This is a genomic window from Arthrobacter sp. AOP36-C1-22 (assembly GCF_052377515.1).
GTDB lineage: Bacteria > Actinomycetota > Actinomycetes > Actinomycetales > Micrococcaceae > Arthrobacter_H.
Genome location: NZ_JBQSWW010000001.1, coordinates 286,501 through 303,723 on the forward strand (window position 1 = coordinate 286,501; position 17,223 = coordinate 303,723).

18 protein-coding genes are annotated in these 17,223 nt (G+C 70.4%); 5 read left to right on the plus strand and 13 right to left on the minus strand.

Annotated features, from left to right (window positions below; genetic code table 11):
• Positions 1-5: 5 nt before the first annotated feature.
• The 7 genes from ACT3S6_RS01480 to ssd form a co-directional block, all read right to left on the minus strand.
• The gene (locus tag ACT3S6_RS01480) at positions 6-440 is read right to left on the minus strand and encodes an Rv3654c family TadE-like protein (protein WP_444553380.1); all 435 of its coding nucleotides are present in this window, start codon (positions 438-440) and stop codon (positions 6-8) included.
• Positions 430-810, minus strand: a complete 381-nt coding sequence (locus ACT3S6_RS01485) for a TadE family type IV pilus minor pilin (RefSeq protein ID WP_444553381.1) — start codon at positions 808-810, stop codon at positions 430-432. Before ACT3S6_RS01485 ends, ACT3S6_RS01480 begins: the two co-directional genes overlap by 11 nt.
• Before the next feature lie 8 nt (positions 811-818).
• Positions 819-1,055: a DUF4244 domain-containing protein gene (locus ACT3S6_RS01490; protein ID WP_444553382.1), complete on the minus strand. Its 237-nt coding sequence runs from the start codon at positions 1,053-1,055 to the stop codon at positions 819-821.
• Positions 1,056-1,226: 171 nt separating this feature from the next.
• Positions 1,227-1,793 carry a type II secretion system F family protein gene (locus tag ACT3S6_RS01495; protein WP_444553383.1) on the minus strand — a complete coding sequence of 189 codons (567 nt, stop codon included), beginning with the start codon at positions 1,791-1,793 and terminating at the stop codon, positions 1,227-1,229.
• Complete coding sequence (locus ACT3S6_RS01500; RefSeq protein ID WP_444553384.1) at positions 1,793-2,668, minus strand: type II secretion system F family protein; 876 nt, start codon at positions 2,666-2,668, stop codon at positions 1,793-1,795. Before ACT3S6_RS01500 ends, ACT3S6_RS01495 begins: the two co-directional genes overlap by 1 nt.
• Positions 2,656-3,912, minus strand: coding sequence for a TadA family conjugal transfer-associated ATPase (locus ACT3S6_RS01505; RefSeq protein ID WP_444553385.1), 1,257 nt, complete (start codon positions 3,910-3,912; stop codon positions 2,656-2,658). Before ACT3S6_RS01505 ends, ACT3S6_RS01500 begins: the two co-directional genes overlap by 13 nt.
• Positions 3,909-5,096, minus strand: a complete 1,188-nt coding sequence (gene ssd, locus ACT3S6_RS01510) for a septum site-determining protein Ssd (protein WP_444553386.1) — start codon at positions 5,094-5,096, stop codon at positions 3,909-3,911. Before ssd ends, ACT3S6_RS01505 begins: the two co-directional genes overlap by 4 nt.
• Before the next feature lie 133 nt (positions 5,097-5,229).
• Between ssd and ACT3S6_RS01515 the strand changes: the two genes are divergently transcribed.
• Complete coding sequence (locus ACT3S6_RS01515; RefSeq protein ID WP_444553387.1) at positions 5,230-6,945, plus strand: bifunctional 3'-5' exonuclease/DNA polymerase; 1,716 nt, start codon at positions 5,230-5,232, stop codon at positions 6,943-6,945.
• A 10-nt stretch (positions 6,946-6,955) separates the two neighbouring features.
• On the opposite strand, the gene ACT3S6_RS01520 is transcribed toward ACT3S6_RS01515, so the two are convergent.
• From ACT3S6_RS01520 to ACT3S6_RS01530, 3 genes are read right to left on the minus strand one after another with little or no spacing between them, the layout of a single operon-like run.
• Entirely contained in the window at positions 6,956-7,711 is a 756-nt protein-coding gene (locus ACT3S6_RS01520; RefSeq protein WP_444553388.1) for an NUDIX hydrolase, read from the minus strand.
• Positions 7,708-8,475: an endonuclease III gene (nth, locus tag ACT3S6_RS01525; protein ID WP_444553430.1), complete on the minus strand. Its 768-nt coding sequence runs from the start codon at positions 8,473-8,475 to the stop codon at positions 7,708-7,710. Before nth ends, ACT3S6_RS01520 begins: the two co-directional genes overlap by 4 nt.
• A 50-nt stretch (positions 8,476-8,525) precedes the next feature.
• The gene (locus ACT3S6_RS01530) at positions 8,526-9,776 is read right to left on the minus strand and encodes a hypothetical protein (protein WP_444553389.1); all 1,251 of its coding nucleotides are present in this window, start codon (positions 9,774-9,776) and stop codon (positions 8,526-8,528) included.
• Between the two features lie 246 nt (positions 9,777-10,022).
• Here ACT3S6_RS01530 and acs point away from each other — a divergent pair, with 246 nt between their 5' ends.
• The 3 genes from acs (at position 10,023) to ACT3S6_RS01545 (ending at position 13,577) form a co-directional block, all read left to right on the plus strand.
• On the plus strand, positions 10,023-12,005 hold the full coding sequence (acs, locus tag ACT3S6_RS01535) for an acetate--CoA ligase (RefSeq protein WP_444553390.1): 1,983 nt from the start codon (positions 10,023-10,025) through the stop codon (positions 12,003-12,005).
• A 103-nt stretch (positions 12,006-12,108) separates the two neighbouring features.
• Entirely contained in the window at positions 12,109-12,561 is a 453-nt protein-coding gene (gene aroQ / locus ACT3S6_RS01540) for a type II 3-dehydroquinate dehydratase (RefSeq protein ID WP_444553391.1), read from the plus strand.
• Positions 12,562-12,593: 32 nt separating this feature from the next.
• Positions 12,594-13,577 carry a DUF2332 domain-containing protein gene (locus ACT3S6_RS01545; protein ID WP_444553392.1) on the plus strand — a complete coding sequence of 328 codons (984 nt, stop codon included), beginning with the start codon at positions 12,594-12,596 and terminating at the stop codon, positions 13,575-13,577.
• Between the two features lie 5 nt (positions 13,578-13,582).
• On the opposite strand, the gene ACT3S6_RS01550 is transcribed toward ACT3S6_RS01545, so the two are convergent.
• Positions 13,583-14,764, minus strand: a complete 1,182-nt coding sequence (locus ACT3S6_RS01550; RefSeq protein ID WP_444553393.1) for a MarP family serine protease — start codon at positions 14,762-14,764, stop codon at positions 13,583-13,585.
• Positions 14,765-14,967: 203 nt separating this feature from the next.
• Here ACT3S6_RS01550 and ACT3S6_RS01555 point away from each other — a divergent pair, with 203 nt between their 5' ends.
• Positions 14,968-15,645 (plus strand): Crp/Fnr family transcriptional regulator, encoded by a 678-nt coding sequence (locus ACT3S6_RS01555; protein WP_444553394.1) that lies wholly within the window; start codon positions 14,968-14,970, stop codon positions 15,643-15,645.
• 143 nt (positions 15,646-15,788) lie between these two features.
• Here ACT3S6_RS01555 and ACT3S6_RS01560 read toward each other — a convergent pair whose 3' ends face one another.
• A complete protein-coding gene (locus ACT3S6_RS01560; protein ID WP_444553395.1) occupies positions 15,789-16,694 on the minus strand; it encodes an NUDIX hydrolase in 906 nt (301 codons plus the stop codon).
• A gap of 82 nt (positions 16,695-16,776) precedes the next feature.
• Positions 16,777-17,202 carry a RidA family protein gene (locus tag ACT3S6_RS01565; protein ID WP_444553431.1) on the minus strand — a complete coding sequence of 142 codons (426 nt, stop codon included), beginning with the start codon at positions 17,200-17,202 and terminating at the stop codon, positions 16,777-16,779.
• Between the last annotated feature and the right edge of the window lie 21 nt (positions 17,203-17,223).

Here is a 17,223-nt window from a genome sequence, read left to right on the forward strand (position 1 = left end):
CCTGATCACCCCGGAGGGGTCCAGGCGGTCGTGGGGGGACCGGCCCTGGAACGACCCGTGGCTTCCACCCCCAGCGGGGCCAGCCAGGAAAGCCCCGGCCCGAGCGGGATGTTGGTCCGGACGTCGACGACGACTCCTCCGGTCCCTGACCTGTGGCATTGGGCCAGGCCGGCCCCGTTCCGGGCGGCCGTCTGGGCAGCGACGGTGCACGGTTCACCCGGGGCCAGGCCGCGGGCCGCGTCGGCCGCGGCCAATGCCGCCAGATCGGCGGCGCTGGCCGCCCGACCGGCCGCGGTGGCCACCGCGGACACGGACAGGACCACCACCAGGCAGAAGGCGAGGCCGGCGACCAGGGCCACGACCAGCAGTGTCCCGGAACCGCGCTCGGATCCTGCAGGGCAGCGGACGCAGACCCCCACGGGTCGCGGTTCAGCGACCATCGTGGCCCACCGGCCCGCCCGGGTCGGCCTCGGTTCGCGCCTGGGCCTGCGCGCTGAGCACCAGGAACTCCCGGTCGGAGAGCCAGGGCAGCGTGATCGTGCGGGTGACCTCCACCTTCCGATACCGGCCCGCGGATCCGATCCGGACGGAGGCGCCCTCCCCCGCCAGACGATGTCCGGTGTCCACGGCGTGGGCGGCAGGTTCACCCCGGGCCAGTTCCCTGGCTGCCGCCCGGGCCGCCTGTTCCACCCTGACCTGGGTGCTGCCGCAGACACCCACCCCCAGGACCAGGGCCAGGAAGGCGGCCACCACCGGCAGCAGCACGGCGAACTCCGCCGTGCTGCTGCCTCGCTGGTGATTGACGATCACCACCGGTCCTAGAAGGACAGGGCCTGACGCACCAGGCCCATCAGCAGCTCACGGACACCCCCGCTGCTGAGGATGCTCACCAACAACCCGGCAAACCCCACGGCGGCCAGGGCCACGATGGCAAATTCAGCGGTGGCGATCCCCTCCTCACCGCTTCCCGACCCGGAGCCGATTTCCGCGGCGTCCTCCGGGCCGCCGGCCCTGGTGTGGCCTCCGGGGTCGACCTGTTCGTCCTGCTCGTTCATGATGTTCTCCATTCCTTCCGGCTACGGGCCCCGGCACGGGACCTGCCTCCACCCTCCGGTGCCCACGGCCGGGGGCGGGGGCGGGGCCGGCACGCTCTGGACAACGGCGTGGCCGCCACCACCTGTGAGGGATCCGTCGGCGGCCACGGGGCCATGAAGACGCCCGTCCGGCTAGCCCAGCGCCGGGAGCAGGGCCATGACCACGGGAACGATCCCGAGGCAGATGAAGGCCGGTAGTGCGCAGACGCCCAGCGGGATGACCATCTTCACGCCCAGTTCGGCCGCTTCCTTCTCCGTTCTCCTGGCCTCGCTCCGTCGGGCCTGGTCCGCGGCGGAACGGAGCAGGCCCGACGTGGCCGCCCCGGTGAGGTGGGCGAAGGCCAACGCCTCACCGATTCCGAGCAGCTCCGCGGGGGCGGCTTGCCAGGCCCGCTGCCAGTCGATGCCCAGGTCCAGGCATCGGACCACCGGCTGCAACCCCCGGCAGGGGGCCACCTCACGCGCCAGGGTCGCCAGGACCCCGTTGACCGGAAGCCCGGCGTCGAGCAAGGTCGCGGCCAGTTCCAGCAACAGCGGAACATCCGCGGTCGTCGGGTGCTGGTCCCCGGCTCCGGAGGCCTGCTTCCCGGCCCCTGTCGCTGGGCCGGCGGCGGGGCCGGGTCCGGCCCACGGGCCGCGCCGGACGGCCAATGACCACCAGGCCGTCATCCCGGCCAGGAGCGCGGCAACCAGGACCATCACCGGCTCCGTCCCGCCCCCCGGGTGCGCCCCCGGCGCCGATGCGGCCGGGGCGGCCCCAATAGATGCCTGCTCCACAGCGCGTTGGCCCACCAGAGTCCACCCCCGGCCACCAGGCACATCCGTCCCAGATCGGTTCCGGTGAGTGTTCCGAGGGGGTCCGCCCCCATGAGTTGGGCCAACCCCAATCCCAGGGCAGGCAACCAGGCCAGCAGCTTCTGCGTCATCCGTGGTCCGGCCAAGGCAGCCTCGAGGGCCCGGCGACGGTCCTGTTCGGCTTCAAGCTGGTCGGCCAGGCGGTGCAGCAGATCGCCCAACGCGGCCCCCGTGGACTCCGAGAGGCTGATGCACCACAACAGCCGCTGCCAGGCGTGCCGGAATTCCGGCCGGTCACGCAGATGGCGTTCGATTCCCGCCGAAGACCCCGAACCGGTTTCCTGGCAGATCCGGGCGGCCCGACATCCCGACACGATGTCCCGGGCGCCGGCAGCGCCACCGGCCCGTGGGCCCCTGCCTCCCACAGCGGACCCGCCGGCTGGTCTTCCGGCTTCCCCGGCGTGCGGGATCCTCAGGTCCCAGCTGGATTCCAGCAGCAGCCAGGCTTCCCCCGGGTGGCGCCCCGAACGCAGCAAGGCGGCCAGTTGGCGCATCATTTCGACGTGGTCGTCCAGCCCCGCCCCCGATGCCGGGCCGGGGCGATGGAACCATCGGCGTTTCCTGCCCGGGTCTCCGCCGGCTCCGGGCTCCTGCGTCCTCCTCGCGGCAGCGGGCCGTCCCGCAGCGGCTGCGGGGACGGAAGGCAGCGACCGGCTGGTCGGCAGGAACCAGCAGGCGAGCCCGGCCAACACGCTGCCGGCGAGGATCACCAGGGACATGGGATCGACCTTTCGGCCAACAGTCCGGCCAACCATGGGGCCGAAGGTCCCGGCCGCAGGGCCTGATCGGTCCCTGGGTGCAGCACCGGAGAGACCGTGAGGAACCCGTGCCCGTCGGGGACCAGCCGCCCCAATTCCAGCGGGGTGCGGCGTCCTCCGATCCGGCCCATGTGGATGACCAGGTCCAGGGCGCTGCCGGTCTGGACGGCGAGCGCGGTGCCGGTCATTCCCGACAGGGCCGCCAGGGCCGCCAGCCGTGCGGGGACCGCGGCGGCGGAACTGGCATGCACCGTGCCGCCGGCGCCGTCGTGCCCCGTGTTCATGGCGGTGAGGAAGTCGCTGACTTCGGCACCGCGGCATTCCCCCACCACCAACCGGTCCGGGCGCATGCGCAGGGCCTGCCGGACCAGTTCGGTCATCCCCACCGCCCCGGCCCCCTCGATGTTCCCGGTCCGGCATTGCAGGCCCACCACATGGGGATGGTCTGGTTCCAGTTCCCGGGCGTCCTCCACGATCAGCAGCCTCTCGGTGGGTTCCGATTCCCCCAGCAGCGCCCCGAGCAGCGTGGTCTTGCCGCTGCCGGTGCCCCCGCTGACCAGGAAGTTCAGCCGGGCCCGGACCACGGCGAGCAACACCGGATGCCAGGGGTTGGACGTGCCCCCGGGCAGGAGCGCTTCCAGTCCCGCGGACCGACCTGGTCTGATCCTCACCGAGATCAGGGGGCCGCCGGTGGAGATGGGAGGCAGGACCACATGGATGCGGTAGCGTCCCACGACGACGTCGGCGAAGGGTTGGGCCCCGTCCAGCCTCCGCCCTCCCGAGGCGGCCAACCTCACGGCCAGGGCCCTGATCCGTTCGGGGTCGGTGAAATGCAACGCGGTCCGGCACAACCCCTCCTCGCCGTCCCGCCAGACCCGTCCCTCGGCGTCGACGAGGACATCGGTGGTGCCCGGTTCATCGGCGATGGCCTGCAAGGGGCCCAGACCCTGCAGGTCCTCCTGGAGCAGGCGGATGACCTGGGCCGCACTACTGCTGCCGACCACCAGTCCCGAGGCCCGGACCGCGTCGGCCAGATCCGCTCCGGTCAACGGTCCGGCCCCGCCCAGGGCCCGTCGCCGCACCTCTTCGAGCAGGCGTTCGTCGAGGTCCGGACCACCGGACCGGGCCGCGGCCCGCGGATCCCAGCGACGCCGACCGGTGGGCTGGTCCCGGGCCCCGGCGGCGGGCGACCCGTTGAGGCTCATGAGGCCACCGGTCCGGTGTCTGCCGGGTCGTCCACAGGCGGGAGGGACCACCCCACGATGCCGGCGAGTCGACGGCGCAACCGGCGGCGCGTGAGCACCCCACCCAGCCGTCCTTCCCCGGCCGCCGCGGAGAATGCGGCGCTTGCGGGGACGTATCCCAGCAGTTCCAGCCCCGTGGCGGAGGCCAGCCGGCCGGCATCGACCCCGGTGGGCAGGCGTCCGGTGACCACCAGGCGGCAGGGGCTTCGGTGGGCAGGCCCGTCACCGGGCACCGGTGGTCCGGTGCCGGTCATGGTACCCGGGGCCACCACGATGACCGAGTCCGCCAGCGAGGACAGTGTCTGATCCACCCCTGCAGTCCTGCCGGCATCGACCACGACCGTATCGAAGGTCCTGCGCGAGGCGGCGATGACCTCGTTCACCATCGCCGGCGGGACCGGTGCCGGCAGGCCCCCGGTCCAGGTCAGCACGGTGGTGCCCTCGCTGGAGGGCAGGACCTCGGCAAGATGCCCGGGGGCGATGCGGCCCCTCGAGCGCATGAAGTCCTCCCAGCCAACCCCGGAAACCGCCGGCCGGCCCAGCAGTGGCCACAACCCCCGGCTATGCGGATCCGCATCCACCAGCAGGCTCCGGACACCGCGGCGGGCGGCTCCCACCGCGGCGAGCACGGCCAAGGTGGTGGTGCCGGCACCCCCGGTGGCCCCGGAGAACACGGTGACCCGTCCCCGCCCCGAATGCAGGGCCCGTTCCCCGAGATACTCCCCCAGCCAGGCTGCTGCCTCGGGCAGCACCGCCACCCGGGATCCCGGGTCCCGGGCCGCGGCCCGCCAGAGGTCCTCACCGTCACGGACGAACCCGATCAGGACCACCGGAACCCGGAATCCTCCGGCCGGGCACTCCGGTGCGGCATCGGGGCCCAGCAAGACCATGGAACATCCCTCCGGCACCGCTTCCGGAACGCTTCGGTGGAGCAGCAGGACCACCCCGCACGCGGCAGCGATGAGGGCCACGTGATCGGCCAGCTGCTCATCGCGGGTCACCAGGAGACAGCCGGTGCCCGCCGATTCACCCCCGCCGGCCTCCTCGCGCCCGGCCGGTGGCATCGGCCGGGTGGGCTGGCCCACCTCCCGGACGGCAGCGCCGGTGGGTGGGGCCGACGGGGTGAAGGCTGGCGACTGGTCCATGAGCCCACCGTGCCGCGGGCCCCGGCCACGGCAGGGCCCCGCCCCGCCCGTTGTGGACGCTGCGCGGGCCGCTGCCTTCCGACACCGGCTGTGCAGGGCCCGTCGGCTCCGGTGTCCCTGTCAGAATGGGACGGTGCCCGGTTATGCAGTCCTTGCCACCCATTCCACCGCCCAGGCGGCCCCCGACCAGGGGGCGGCCACCGCCGTCGTGCAGTTATTGGATGGGTCCGGTGTCGCCGAGGCCGACCCCGTCGTCCTGCTCCGTGACCAATTGGCCGGTGCCGTCCAGGAACTGGGGCCACGGCGGCTGCGCTGGGTCTGGGGGCGCACCAGCGACTGGTACCCGGGCCTGCTGGCCGCCGGGTGCACCGTGGAGCGGGCCAGTGACCTGAGCCTGAACCGCACCATCCTGCGTCATGCCCCGGCCGCGACGAACACCGAATATCTGGCTTCCCTGCGGGCGGACGGGGCCGCGGGGGACGACGGCGGCGAACCCGCCTGGTCCCTGCCGCCGGCCCGGGTGCCGGAGAACCAGGGGGCGCTCTTTTCCGAGCCGAAGGACGATCAGACCTCCATCGAGGCCGTCACCGCAGAATTCCGGGAACAGCAGCGTGCCGTACCCGGCAGCCAGCCGGGGCGTCGGCTCCAATTGCTCTTGGCCGCCGAATCCGCCGGTGCCCTGGTGGCCGCGGAGATGCAGCACCAGGGCATTCCGTGGAACCGCGGGGTCCACGAACAGCTCCTGGTCGACCAGCTGGGTCCCCGCCCCGCCCCCGGGGTCCGTCCGCCGCGGATGGAGGAGGTCGCTGCCGAGCTGCGTGCCGCCTTGGGCGCCCCGGGACTGAACCCGGACTCCCCCCACGAATTGCTGAAGGCCCTGCACCGCGTGGGCGTGGACGCCAAGAGCACCGGCCAGTGGGAGTTGCGCGACTTCTCCCACCCGGCCCTGGAGGTCCTGCAACGCTATAAGAAGCTCTCGCGGCTGCATTCGGCCAACGGGTGGGTCTGGTTGGACGAGTGGATCCATGAGGGCCGTTTCCGGCCCGAGTACGTGGTCGGCGGGGTGGTCACCGGACGGTGGGCGTCGCGCGGCGGTGGGGCATTGCAGATTCCGCACACCATCCGCGATGCCGCCCGGGCCGACCCCGGGCATCTGCTGGTCGTCGCCGACGCCGCCCAGCTGGAACCGCGCATCCTGGCCGTCCTGGGTCGCGATACCCCGCTGGCGGAGGCCGCCCGGGGGCAGGACCTCTACCAGGGCATCGCGGAAAAGGGGTTCGGCGGGGATCGTGCCCACGCCAAGATCGCGATGCTCGGGGCCATGTATGGCTCCACCACCGGTGAGGCCGGACGCCTCATGCCGCAGCTGACCCGGACGTTCCCGCAGGCCATCGGGGTGCTGGAACGGGCCGCCCGGACCGGGGAATCCGGCGGGTCCGTGCAGACCTTCCTGGGCCGTGGTTCCCCCGCTGCCTCGCAGGCCTGGCTCACCGGGCAGCGTGCCGCCTCCGCCGAGGAACAACGCCGGGCCGATGCGGCGGCCCGGGCCCGGGGGCGGTTCACCCGGAACTTCGTGGTCCAGGGAACCGCCGCGGAGTGGGCCCTGTGCTGGCTGGCCGAGATCCGCCTGCGGTTGCGGGCCGCCCGGGCCGCTGGACGGGACGACGGCGCACTGGTCTTCTTCCTGCACGACGAAGTGATGCTCCATGTCCCCCGCGAAGCGGCCGAACGGGTCTCGGTGATGGTCCAGGAGGCCGCCGAGCGGGCGGCAACACTGCTCTTCGGCACCGTCCCGGTGCAGTTCCCCGTCGGGGTCACCGTCGTGGAATCCTACGCCGACGCCGACTGAGCCCCTCCGATCAGGAGAACGGGTGGGGTCTGGTCCTGGACGGATCCCAGGGAAGGGACCATCCCAGGTCGTCGAGCAGCCGGGACAACACGATCCCGGTGAACCCCCAGATGAGCCGGCCCTGCAGGTCGAAAGCCGGCGACCGGTGCTGCTGGCCTCTGCGGCTGACTTCGATGCTCAGCCGGTTCCGTGGATCCACCAGATCCGCGACGGGGGCACGGAACACGGAGGCCGATTCCCCCTGGTCGACGGCAAAGACCTCGCAGGGCAGCTTCCACCAGCCCAGCACGGGGGTCACCACGAAGTTGGTGACGGGAAGTTCGGCCGGCGGCAGCTGCCCCAGGATCTCCACGCCTTCCGGGTCCAGCCCGGTCTCCTCCTCGGCCTCGCGCAGCGCCGCCGCCCGGCTGGAGGAATCGGTGTCGTCGATGGCCCCGCCGGGAAAGGCGACCTGTCCCGGATGATTGCGCAGGGTCGCCGCCCTTTCGACGAACAGCACGTCCAGATCCGCGGGTGCGGTCAGCGGTGCCGCCGTCGCATCGATGTCGTCCAACCGCCCGAAAAGGATCAGCACCGCGGCCCGGCGGGCCCGGGAGTGGTCCATGCCATCGAACATCCACGAGGAGGGCATCTTGCTGACCCCCGCGTCACCGGCTTCGGCCATCGGACGGTGGCGTTCGATCACCTCCAGCAGGTCCTCGCGCGCCAGCCCCGATGTCACCTGCCGTCCGGGGGCCGCCTGGCCGTTGGTCTGCCGAGCGTTCATGCGCCCAACCCGAAGCCCAGCGCCCGCAGTTCGCGCCGCGATGTGCCCGACCGCATCAAATCCAGCAGGTCCTCACGTCCGGGCGCCAGCTCATATTTCAGCAGTTTCGCCGCCTTCACCGGGTCGACTTCCCCTTCCCCGTAGGACGGGCACAACGTGGCGATCGGGCATTGGCCGCAGGCCGGCTTCCTGGCATGGCAGATGCGCCTGCCATGGAAGACGATCCGATGCGAGAGCATCGTCCAATCACGTTTTTCGAAGAGCTCCCCGACGGCATGCTCGACCTTGACCGGATCGGTTTCCAGGGTCCACCCCAGTCGGCGGGCCAACCGCAGGAAGTGGGTGTCCACGGTGATGCCCGGGAGGCCGAACGCATTGCCGAGCACCACGTTGGCCGTCTTGCGCCCGACCCCCGGCAGGGTGACCAGATCCTCGAGACGAGAGGGGACCACGCCGTCGTACTCGTCGACCACGGCCCGGGCCAGCGCGATGATGTTGCTGGCCTTGGTCCGGTAGAACCCGGTGGAGCGCACCAGCTCCTGGACGTCCTCGAGCTGGGCCTCGGAAAGGGACAGCGGGTCCGGGTAGGCGGCGAAGAGCGCCGGGGTGGCCGCGTTTACCCGCACATCGGTGGTCTGGGCGGACAGGACCGTGGCGATGATGAGTTCGAAGGCGTTCTCGAAGTCCAGTTCGGGGACGGCATAGGGGTAGGTTTCGGCCAGGACCCGGTTGATCTTCCGGGCCCGGCGTTTGAGCCCGATCATCGTTTCCCGGTCACGGGGCGTCGCCTTCAGGGGGCGCTCGGCGGTCACGGTCAGGCTCGCTCGATCCGGCTCAGATCGCGCAGGACCCCGACCGCACCGTCGGAGGTCTGGACGAGGAATTCATATCCACGGTCCTCCAGGGCCAGGATCCACTCCCCCGGTTCCAGGACGAAGGAGTTGCGGCCGGTGGCTTCGTTGACCGCGGTGCGGCGGTCGGGGACGGCGAACCAGAAGGCCGTGGAGGCCGCGGCGTTCCCTCCGCTGGTGGCGGCGAAGGACTGTTCGGCGTCCTGCCGGGTGGCGGTGTCGCTGCCGGCGGCCACCGGATGCACGGTCGTCTGCGGTGCCGGGGCTTCGGCGGCGGGTTCCTGCGCTGCCGGGGTTCCCACGATGTCCTCCTCGACGGCCGGGGACCGGCGATCGGCGACGACCGGCAGGGCCCCCGCATCGGTGGAGGGTCCCGCTGCCTCAGGTTCCTCGCCTCCTCCGGCGGGCTCGGACGGCTCCGACGCTGCGGGTGCCTCGGGTCCTTCGTGCGCCTCGGGCTCCTCGGGCTCATCGGGTTCTGCCGCGGCGGGCTGCGGGTCCACGCCGTCCGTGGTGTCGGCGGCCCGGTCGGCGTCCGCGGATACCGGCCAGGCACCCGGAACCGGTTCGGGCGTCGTGCTGTGTCCGGCGGCCAGTGCGGTCGCCACCGTGGCCTCCGCCGTCGGATCGTGCGGCCGGTCCGCGGTGGACGGTTCCGTTCCGGTGGCGGACGGGGTGGCCGCAGCCGGGGCGTTCGACTCCGCGGGCCGGGTGTCGGCGCGGGGGGCGCTGGGGCGGATCGGACGGGTCAGCAGGGCCGTCTGACCGGGCGCGAAATCAAGCACGAACCCGGGAATGTAGGGGGCCGCCGTCGTGCCTGCGGCCATGACCAGTGCGCCAACCAGTCCCAGTAGGAACGCCGGGTTCATCGACATCACCGACGAGATGAAGAAGTACAGGATCCCCAGCAGGGACACCACCGAACCCAGCTGGTCCAGGGTGAGGGAACCAGCGGTCACCTTGGTCCTGCCGGCGAGCCGGCGCCAGGCGAACGCCCCGCCGATGATCAGCGGCAGGGCCAGCGAGATGAACTGGTTGAAGGCGGTCGTCTGATGGTTCCAGACGTTGGCATAGGAGCCGGCGCCGATCTGGAACGGCAACACGGATCCCACCAGCAGCAGCAAGGCACCGGCCATCACCACGACTTCGCGCAGGGTGAAGGGACCGGCCAGGGCCGGGGCGGCCCCCGACGAATCGGCGGAGGAACTAGCCACGATGACTCCTTTCGCCGCCCACTTCGTGACGGTCTGCAATCGACTGTGGGTCCCAGCCTATCGGCGGGGGACGGCCAACGCCGCACCCTTTCCGACGCCATTTCAGCCTCCGGGGCGCCTCGGGGCTACCGTTCACCGCAGAATCCGCACGGTGGGCGTCTCACTGCGTGATCGAGGCCACCACGAGCGGCGATCGGTTGTAACCTGACTCACAGCACTTAATTCCGCGCCGAAAGGATCCGCACCGTGTCGGACAAGCACTCCACCCTCGATAACCTCTCCCATGAGGACCGCAGCTTCGCGCCGAGCGCCGAATTCGCGGCCCAGGCGGTGGCCCGCGAGGAGTTGTACCAGCGCGCAGCCGAGGACCGGCTGGGTTATTGGGCCGATCGGGCCCGGGAGGCCTTGACCTGGGAGACCGACTTCACCGAAACCCTCGACTGGTCCGAAGCCCCGGTCGCGAAGTGGTTCGTCGGAGGCAAGGTCAACGCCGCCTACAACGCCCTGGACCGGCACGTCGAAGCCGGCCACGGCGACCGGGTCGCCATCCACTTCGAAGGCGAACCCGGCGATACCCGCCGCTACACCTACGCCGAGCTCACCGCCGAGGTGAAGCGGGCCGCCAACGCCTTCGGCTCGTTGGGCGTGGGCAAGGGCGACCGCGTCGCCGTCTACCTGCCGATGATCCCCGAGGCCGTCATCACCATGCTGGCCTGCGCCCGCATCGGCGCGATCCACTCGGTCGTCTTCGGCGGCTACTCGGCCGACGCCCTGCGCAGCCGCATCGACGACGCCGAAGCCAAGCTGGTCGTCACCGCCGACGGGACCTGGCGCCGGGGCAAGCCCAGCACGCTGAAGCCGGCCGTCGACGAGGCGGTGGCCGGTTGCGCCGGCTCGGTGCAGAACGTCCTGGTGGTCAAGCGCAACGGCGAAGACGTCGCCTGGACCGAGGGACTCGATGTGTGGTGGGACGACGTCGTGGCCACCGCCGAGCCCGAGCATGTCGCCGAAGGCCATGACTCCGAGCACCCGCTCTTCGTCCTCTACACCTCGGGGACCACCGGCAAGCCGAAGGGGATCATCCACACCACCGGCGGCTATCTGGTGCAGAACGCCGTCACCCACCGCGACACCTTCGACCTGCACCCCGAATCGGATGTCTTCTGGTGCACCGCCGACATCGGCTGGGTGACCGGCCACAGCTACGTCACCTACGGCCCGCTGCTCAACGGTGCCACCCAGATCATCTACGAGGGCACCCCCGACAGCCCGCACCAGGGCCGCTGGTGGGAGATCGTGCAGAAGTACGGCGTCTCCATCCTGTACACCGCCCCCACCGCGATCCGCACCATGATGAAATGGGGCCGCGACATCCCCGACGGCTACGACCTCTCCTCGCTGCGCGTGCTGGGGTCGGTGGGCGAACCGATCAACCCCGAAGCCTGGATGTGGTACCGCGATGTCATCGGTTCCAATGCCGGGGCCAACGGGGAGCGCAAGGAGAATCCGACGCCGATCGTCGATACCTGGTGGCAGACCGAAACCGGCGCCCACATGATCGCCCCGCTTCCGGGCGTCACGGCGGCCAAGCCGGGGTCGGCCCAGGTCCCGGTCCCGGGCATCAACATCGACGTGGTCGACGAGAACGGCGAAGCGGTGGCCAACGGCGAGGGCGGCTACCTGGTCATCCGCGACCCCTGGCCGGCCATGCTGCGCGGCATCTGGGGCGATATGCAGCGCTATAAGGACACCTACTGGTCCCGCTTCGACGGCATGTACTTCGCCGGCGACGGGGCCAAACGCGACGAGGACGGCGACCTCTGGCTGCTGGGCCGGGTCGACGACGTCATGAACGTCTCGGGCCACCGGCTCTCCACCACCGAGATCGAGTCCTCGCTGGTGTCCAGCGACCTGGTGGCCGAGGCCGCCGTCGTCGGGGCGAAGGACGAAACCACCGGGGAGGCCGTCTACGCCTTCGTCATCCTCCAGCGCGAAGCACGCAACGGGGAGGACGTCGTGCAGTTGCTGCGCAGCCACGTGGGCAAGCAGATCGGCCCGATCGCCAAACCCCGCGATATTTTCGTGGTCCCCGAGCTGCCCAAGACCCGGTCGGGCAAGATCATGCGCCGCCTGCTCAAGGACGTCGCCGAGGGTCGTGAGGTCGGGGATTCCAGCACCTTGGCGGACGCCTCGGTGATGCAGGAAATCGCTGATTCCGTGCGCCACTGATCCACCCGGTCCCGGCGGGGACTTTCCGCCCCGCCGGGACACTGTTGCTGCCACGCCCCGTCATACACCATGTGTAGGCGGGGCGTGGGGGTTTAATGAGGGCATGACTGTCACCACTTCGGAACCCCGCCGCGTCCTGGTCCTGAACGGGCCGAACCTGAACCTGCTCGGAACCCGCGAACCGGGGATCTACGGCACCGCGACCCTGGCCGACGTCGAGGCCCTGTGCCGGGACCGGGCCGCCGCACATGGCCTGGCGGCCGATTTCCTGCAGTCCAACCACGAGGGCGTGCTCGTCGATGCCATCCAGGCGGCCCGCGATACGGCGTCGGGCATCGTCCTCAATGCCGGGGCCTACACCCATACCTCGGTGGCGATCGCCGATGCCATCTCGGCGGTCGGGCTTCCGGTGGTCGAGGTCCACCTGTCCAACGTCCACGCCCGGGAGGAATTCCGTCATCATTCCTTCATCTCCCCCGTCGCCACCGCGATCATCATCGGGGCGGGCCTCAATGGATATGGGTATGCCATCGACCAGCTCGCCGGTCTACCCTGAGCTGAAGGACCCCCACCAGGCAGGAGCAGCCCATGGAGGAAACGCACGAGCCGGTGGCAGCGACCGCGGCCATCTACGACCAGTTCGCCCGGCACTGGTTCGCCGGACATTCACCGCTCTATGCCGCCTGGGCTTCCCGGGTCGCCGCCGACCGGGAGCTGGCCGCACTGGTGGCGACCCTGCCGGCGGCCAAACGCCAACCCAATCTGGTGTTCGCGGCCAGCCGTTTCCTGGGCTGTCCGGACCAGGACGCCGACACCCTGGCCCGGTTCCTGCGCGACCGCTGGTCCGAGGTCGCCGAGGTGGTCCTGGCCCGGCGCACCCAGACCAACGAACCGCGCCGGTGCGCCACCCTGCTTCCGGCCCTGGGGCTGATCGCCGCGGCCGAGGAACGGCCCCTGGCCCTGATCGAGGTCGGCCCCTCCGCCGGGCTCTGCCTGCTGCCCGACCTCTACTCCTATGAGTACGACGACGGCCCCCGACTAGGCACCGGGAGCCCCCTGTTGCGCTGCACCACCACGGGGAATCCGCCGTTGCCCCCGGCCCTGCCCCGGGTCGCCTCGCGGACCGGGGTGGACCTGAACCCGCTGGACGGCACCGATGCCTCCACGGTCCGCTGGCTTGAATGCCTGGTCTGGCCGGGGCAGGAGGACCGGCTGGCCACCCTGCGCGCGGCGTTGGGGAGGTTGGCGTCCCTGGGCCCTGAAGGGCCGACGCTGCTGGCCGGGGACCTGAACGACCGGGTCGCCGAGCTGGTGGCCGGGGTGCCGGACACCCATGCCGCCGTCGTCTTCCATTCGGCGGTGTTGGCCTATCTGTCACCGGCCGACCGGGCCCGCTTCGCCGCCTCGGTCAGGTCCTTGGACTGCCGGTGGCTCTCCAACGAGAACTTCTTCCTCGATGAGGCCGGCCGGACCGTCGACTCGGTCCAGGGGGACCGGTTCACGCTGGCCCTGGACTCGGTCCCGTTGGCCTACACCGGTCAGCACGGGGCCACACTGGATTGGATCGGTTGAAGGGCTCAGTGCGCCGAGCAGGCCCCGGTGGACACGGTTTCGGAATAGTCGGAGGCCTGTTCCAGGACCGGGCCGACTTCCTGCAGCGAGAGCGCATATCCCACCTCGGTGTCGCCCTTGGCCTTGGCGAAGATGACCCCGACCAGTTTCCCGGCATCGTCCAGCAGCGGGCCGCCGGAGTTGCCCTGTTGGACGTCGGCGCCGAGCTGGTAGATCTCTAGGGTGGAGGCGTCCGCCCCGTAGATGTTCTGCACCGAGATGCTGCGCAGCGACTGGACGATGGCGCCCCGGGCCTGGAACGGGCCGCCTTCGGGGTAGCCCATGTAGGTGGCCGAATCCCCGGTGGATAGATCCCGGCCTTCCTTCACCGGATCCAGTCCCAGGGAGTCCACCGCCAGCACGGCCAGATCCTGGGTGGAGTCGAAGTGGACCACCCGGGCGGGGAGCGCCCGGCCGTCGGCGGTGTTCACCACCGGTTCGGCGATACCAGCGACCACATGCGCGTTGGTCAGGATCCGGTCCGGCGCGACGACGAAGCCGCTGCCGGTCTGGTTGACCCCGCAGGCGAAGGCCGTCCCGGTGATCTTGGCCACCGACTCCTCCACCGTGTTGATGGCTTCCGGCTCCGCCTCCGCCGCGGCCCCGTCGGGGGCCGGGGCGAAGGGTTCGATCAGATCGGGGATGGACTGTCCCATGACCACCGAGCGGGCCTTGGCCATCGCCGAGGAGACCGGGTCGGGGGTGGCATTGCGGATCGTGCTGATCACCTGCGAGGAGGCGATCTGTTGGGATAGGAAGGGCAGGCCCATGCTCGCGGCGGAGAAGGCGATCGCCGAGATCACCAGGGCCGCGACGACGACGTTGGTGATCCCGCCCAGGAGCCGGTCGAAGGTCTTGATGACGGGGAAGTTCAGCAGCAGGCGCACCCGGTTGCCGACCGCCACCCCGATGGAATGTCCCAGCAGCACCAGGACGACGGCGGTGGCGATGACCCAGAAGACCCGCCAGCCGGCCGTGGTGACCCAGCTGGAGACGAAGGGGATCGCGTAGAAGGCTCCGACCCCGCCGGCCACCAGGCCGACCACCCCGCCCAGGGTGACGAACAATCCCTTGCGCAGACCCGAGATCAGGAAGGCGACGAACGACAGCAACAGCAGGATGTCGAGCCAGCTGAACCCGAAAATCACCAATATCTCCTACCGTCGCGTGGGGCTGCGGCGGGTTTCCGGCAGGCGCCGGTGCCCGCACGGCTCCATCAGTCTACGGGCACGCCCGGGTCAAACATTGGTGCTGAGGGCTGAAATCATGCCACTATCGTTGTGGAAGGTGTCACATCGGTTCTGACTACGGCACAATAGGACAAGCGCCATCACACTTGCAAGGAGAATTCATGGACATCGAGGTACTGCGCCGGGCACCACTATTCACGACGCTCAGCGACGAAGTATTCGCCGCCCTGACCGAGGAATTGATCGAGGTCGATTTGTCACGCGGGGCATCAGTGTTCCGCGAGGGGGATCAGGGCGACCAGCTCTACTTCATCGTTTCGGGCAAGATCAAGCTCGGGCGTACCGCCCCGGACGGACGGGAGAACCTGCTGGCCGTCCTCGGTCCGGGTGAACTCTTCGGGGAAATGGCCCTGTTCGACCCCAGCCCGCGCAACGCCACGGCAACCGCCGTGTCGGAGACCCGTCTGGCCGGGCTGCGCCACGAGAACCTGCGCAAGGTCCTGCAGAACTCCCCGGAGGTCTCGGTGCAGCTGCTCCAGGCGTTGGCCCGCCGTCTACGCCGGACCAACGAGTCGCTGGCCGATCTGGTGTTCTCCGATGTCCCCGGCCGCGTGGCCAAGGCCCTGCTGGATCTGGCGGACCGTTTCGGCCGCCCGGCCACCGACGGGGTGCTGGTCGCCCACGAACTCACCCAGGAGGAACTGGCCCAGCTGGTCGGGGCCTCCCGCGAGACGGTGAACAAGGCCCTGGCGGAATTCGTCCAGCGTGGCTGGCTCCGGCTCGAAGCCCGCGCCGTGGTGATCCTGGACATCCAGCGTCTACGCCAGCGTTCGCGCTAGGGCCGTAGCCTCCGGGCGGTACCCACCGCCCCTCGTTCCACCCCCGCCACCGGGGACGCCCCACGACGGGGTCCCGGGGTGGGGGTCGTTCGTTTAAGCGCCGGGCCGGCCGTGCTGCAGGGCTCGGCCACGTTGGACCCGGTTCAGCGTCCGCGGGCGCCGGCTCCGCCCTCCGTGGCGGTACTGATGCTGACGTCGAGGTAGAAGGACCCCTCGACCTGGGTCAGCTTGGGGTGGTAGGACTTCATCCGGCGGCGATGGGAGAGATAGGCCACCGTGCCGCGGGTGGTGGCCACCTTCTCCAGGATGAACTCCACGGCGGGTGTGGTGATCCTGCTCAGTTCCTGCCCGCGGGTGTCCTGCTGGTCGACTTCATCACCCAGAGACGAGGTGGCACGGCCCTTCAGGACCTCGGCGGCTGACTTCCAGGCGCCCCAGACCCCCTTGCCCTGCAGGAGGCGGGCCTGTTGCTGCGGCGGCAAGGCCGCGGCGAAGTAGCGGGTGTCGAAACGCCGGTGGGCGAAATCGGGGCTGATCCAATGTGAGAGCGGACGCAGCAGGTCGGTCCGCAGTCCCAGCCCCCGCTTGGCCAGCATCGCGGTGAAGGAAATGTCCTGTCCGGCGACGGCCTCGCGGATCTGCATCCATTCGGTGGTGTTGGTGTTCTCCACGATGGACAGGGCGTCGGAACCGGCCAGCAGGATACCGGTCTCCTCGAAGAGCTCGCGCACCGCGCAGATGATGTGGCTCCGGGCGAAGCGGTGGTCCAGCACCCCCAGTTGGGCGCCCCACCAGCCCAGCGACGGACCGAACCAGTCGGTGTTCTCGTCGTCGCCGGCTTCGAAGCTTCCGCCGGGAAAGGCCACCGACCCCAGCGGGGAACCGCCCGGGCGGTACGTGAGATAGGTCTCCACCCCCCGGGGCGAGTCCCTCAACAAGACGACGGACGAGGCCTTCCGGGCGGCACGCGGGGTGCGGCTGCCATAGGTGATCCAACTCTCCGCCGCCCCGTATTGGGACGGCGGGAGCGGAAAAAGTCGCCGGAGCATGCCGGTGCGGGGTGTGGCGGATTCCGCTGGACGCGGTCCCCCGCCCCGACCGGACACGCCCCCGACGACGGGTCGTGACGAATCAGCTGAATTCGGCAATCAATTCAACTTCGACACAGGCGTCCAGCGGCAGGGCCGCCACGCCGACGGCCGACCGGGCATGAATGCCCGCATCGCCGAAGACGGTGCCCAGCAGCTCGGACGCCCCGTTCACCACGCCCGGCTGGCCGGTGAAGGACGGGTCGGAGGAAACGAATCCGACGACCTTGACGATCCGGGTGACCCGGTCGAGGTCGCCGATCATCGATTTCACCACGGCCATGGCGTTGAGCACCGCCGTGGCGGCTTGTTCCTTGGCGGTATCGGCGTCGACCTGCGCACCGACCTTTCCGTTTGCTGTGAGTTCGCCGTTAATGAACGGCAGCTGTCCCGAGGTGTGCACGAGGTTGCCGGTGATCACTGCAGGCACATAGGCGGCCACGGGTGCTGCCACCTGGGGCAGGGTCATCCCGAGTTCCGCAAGACGCTG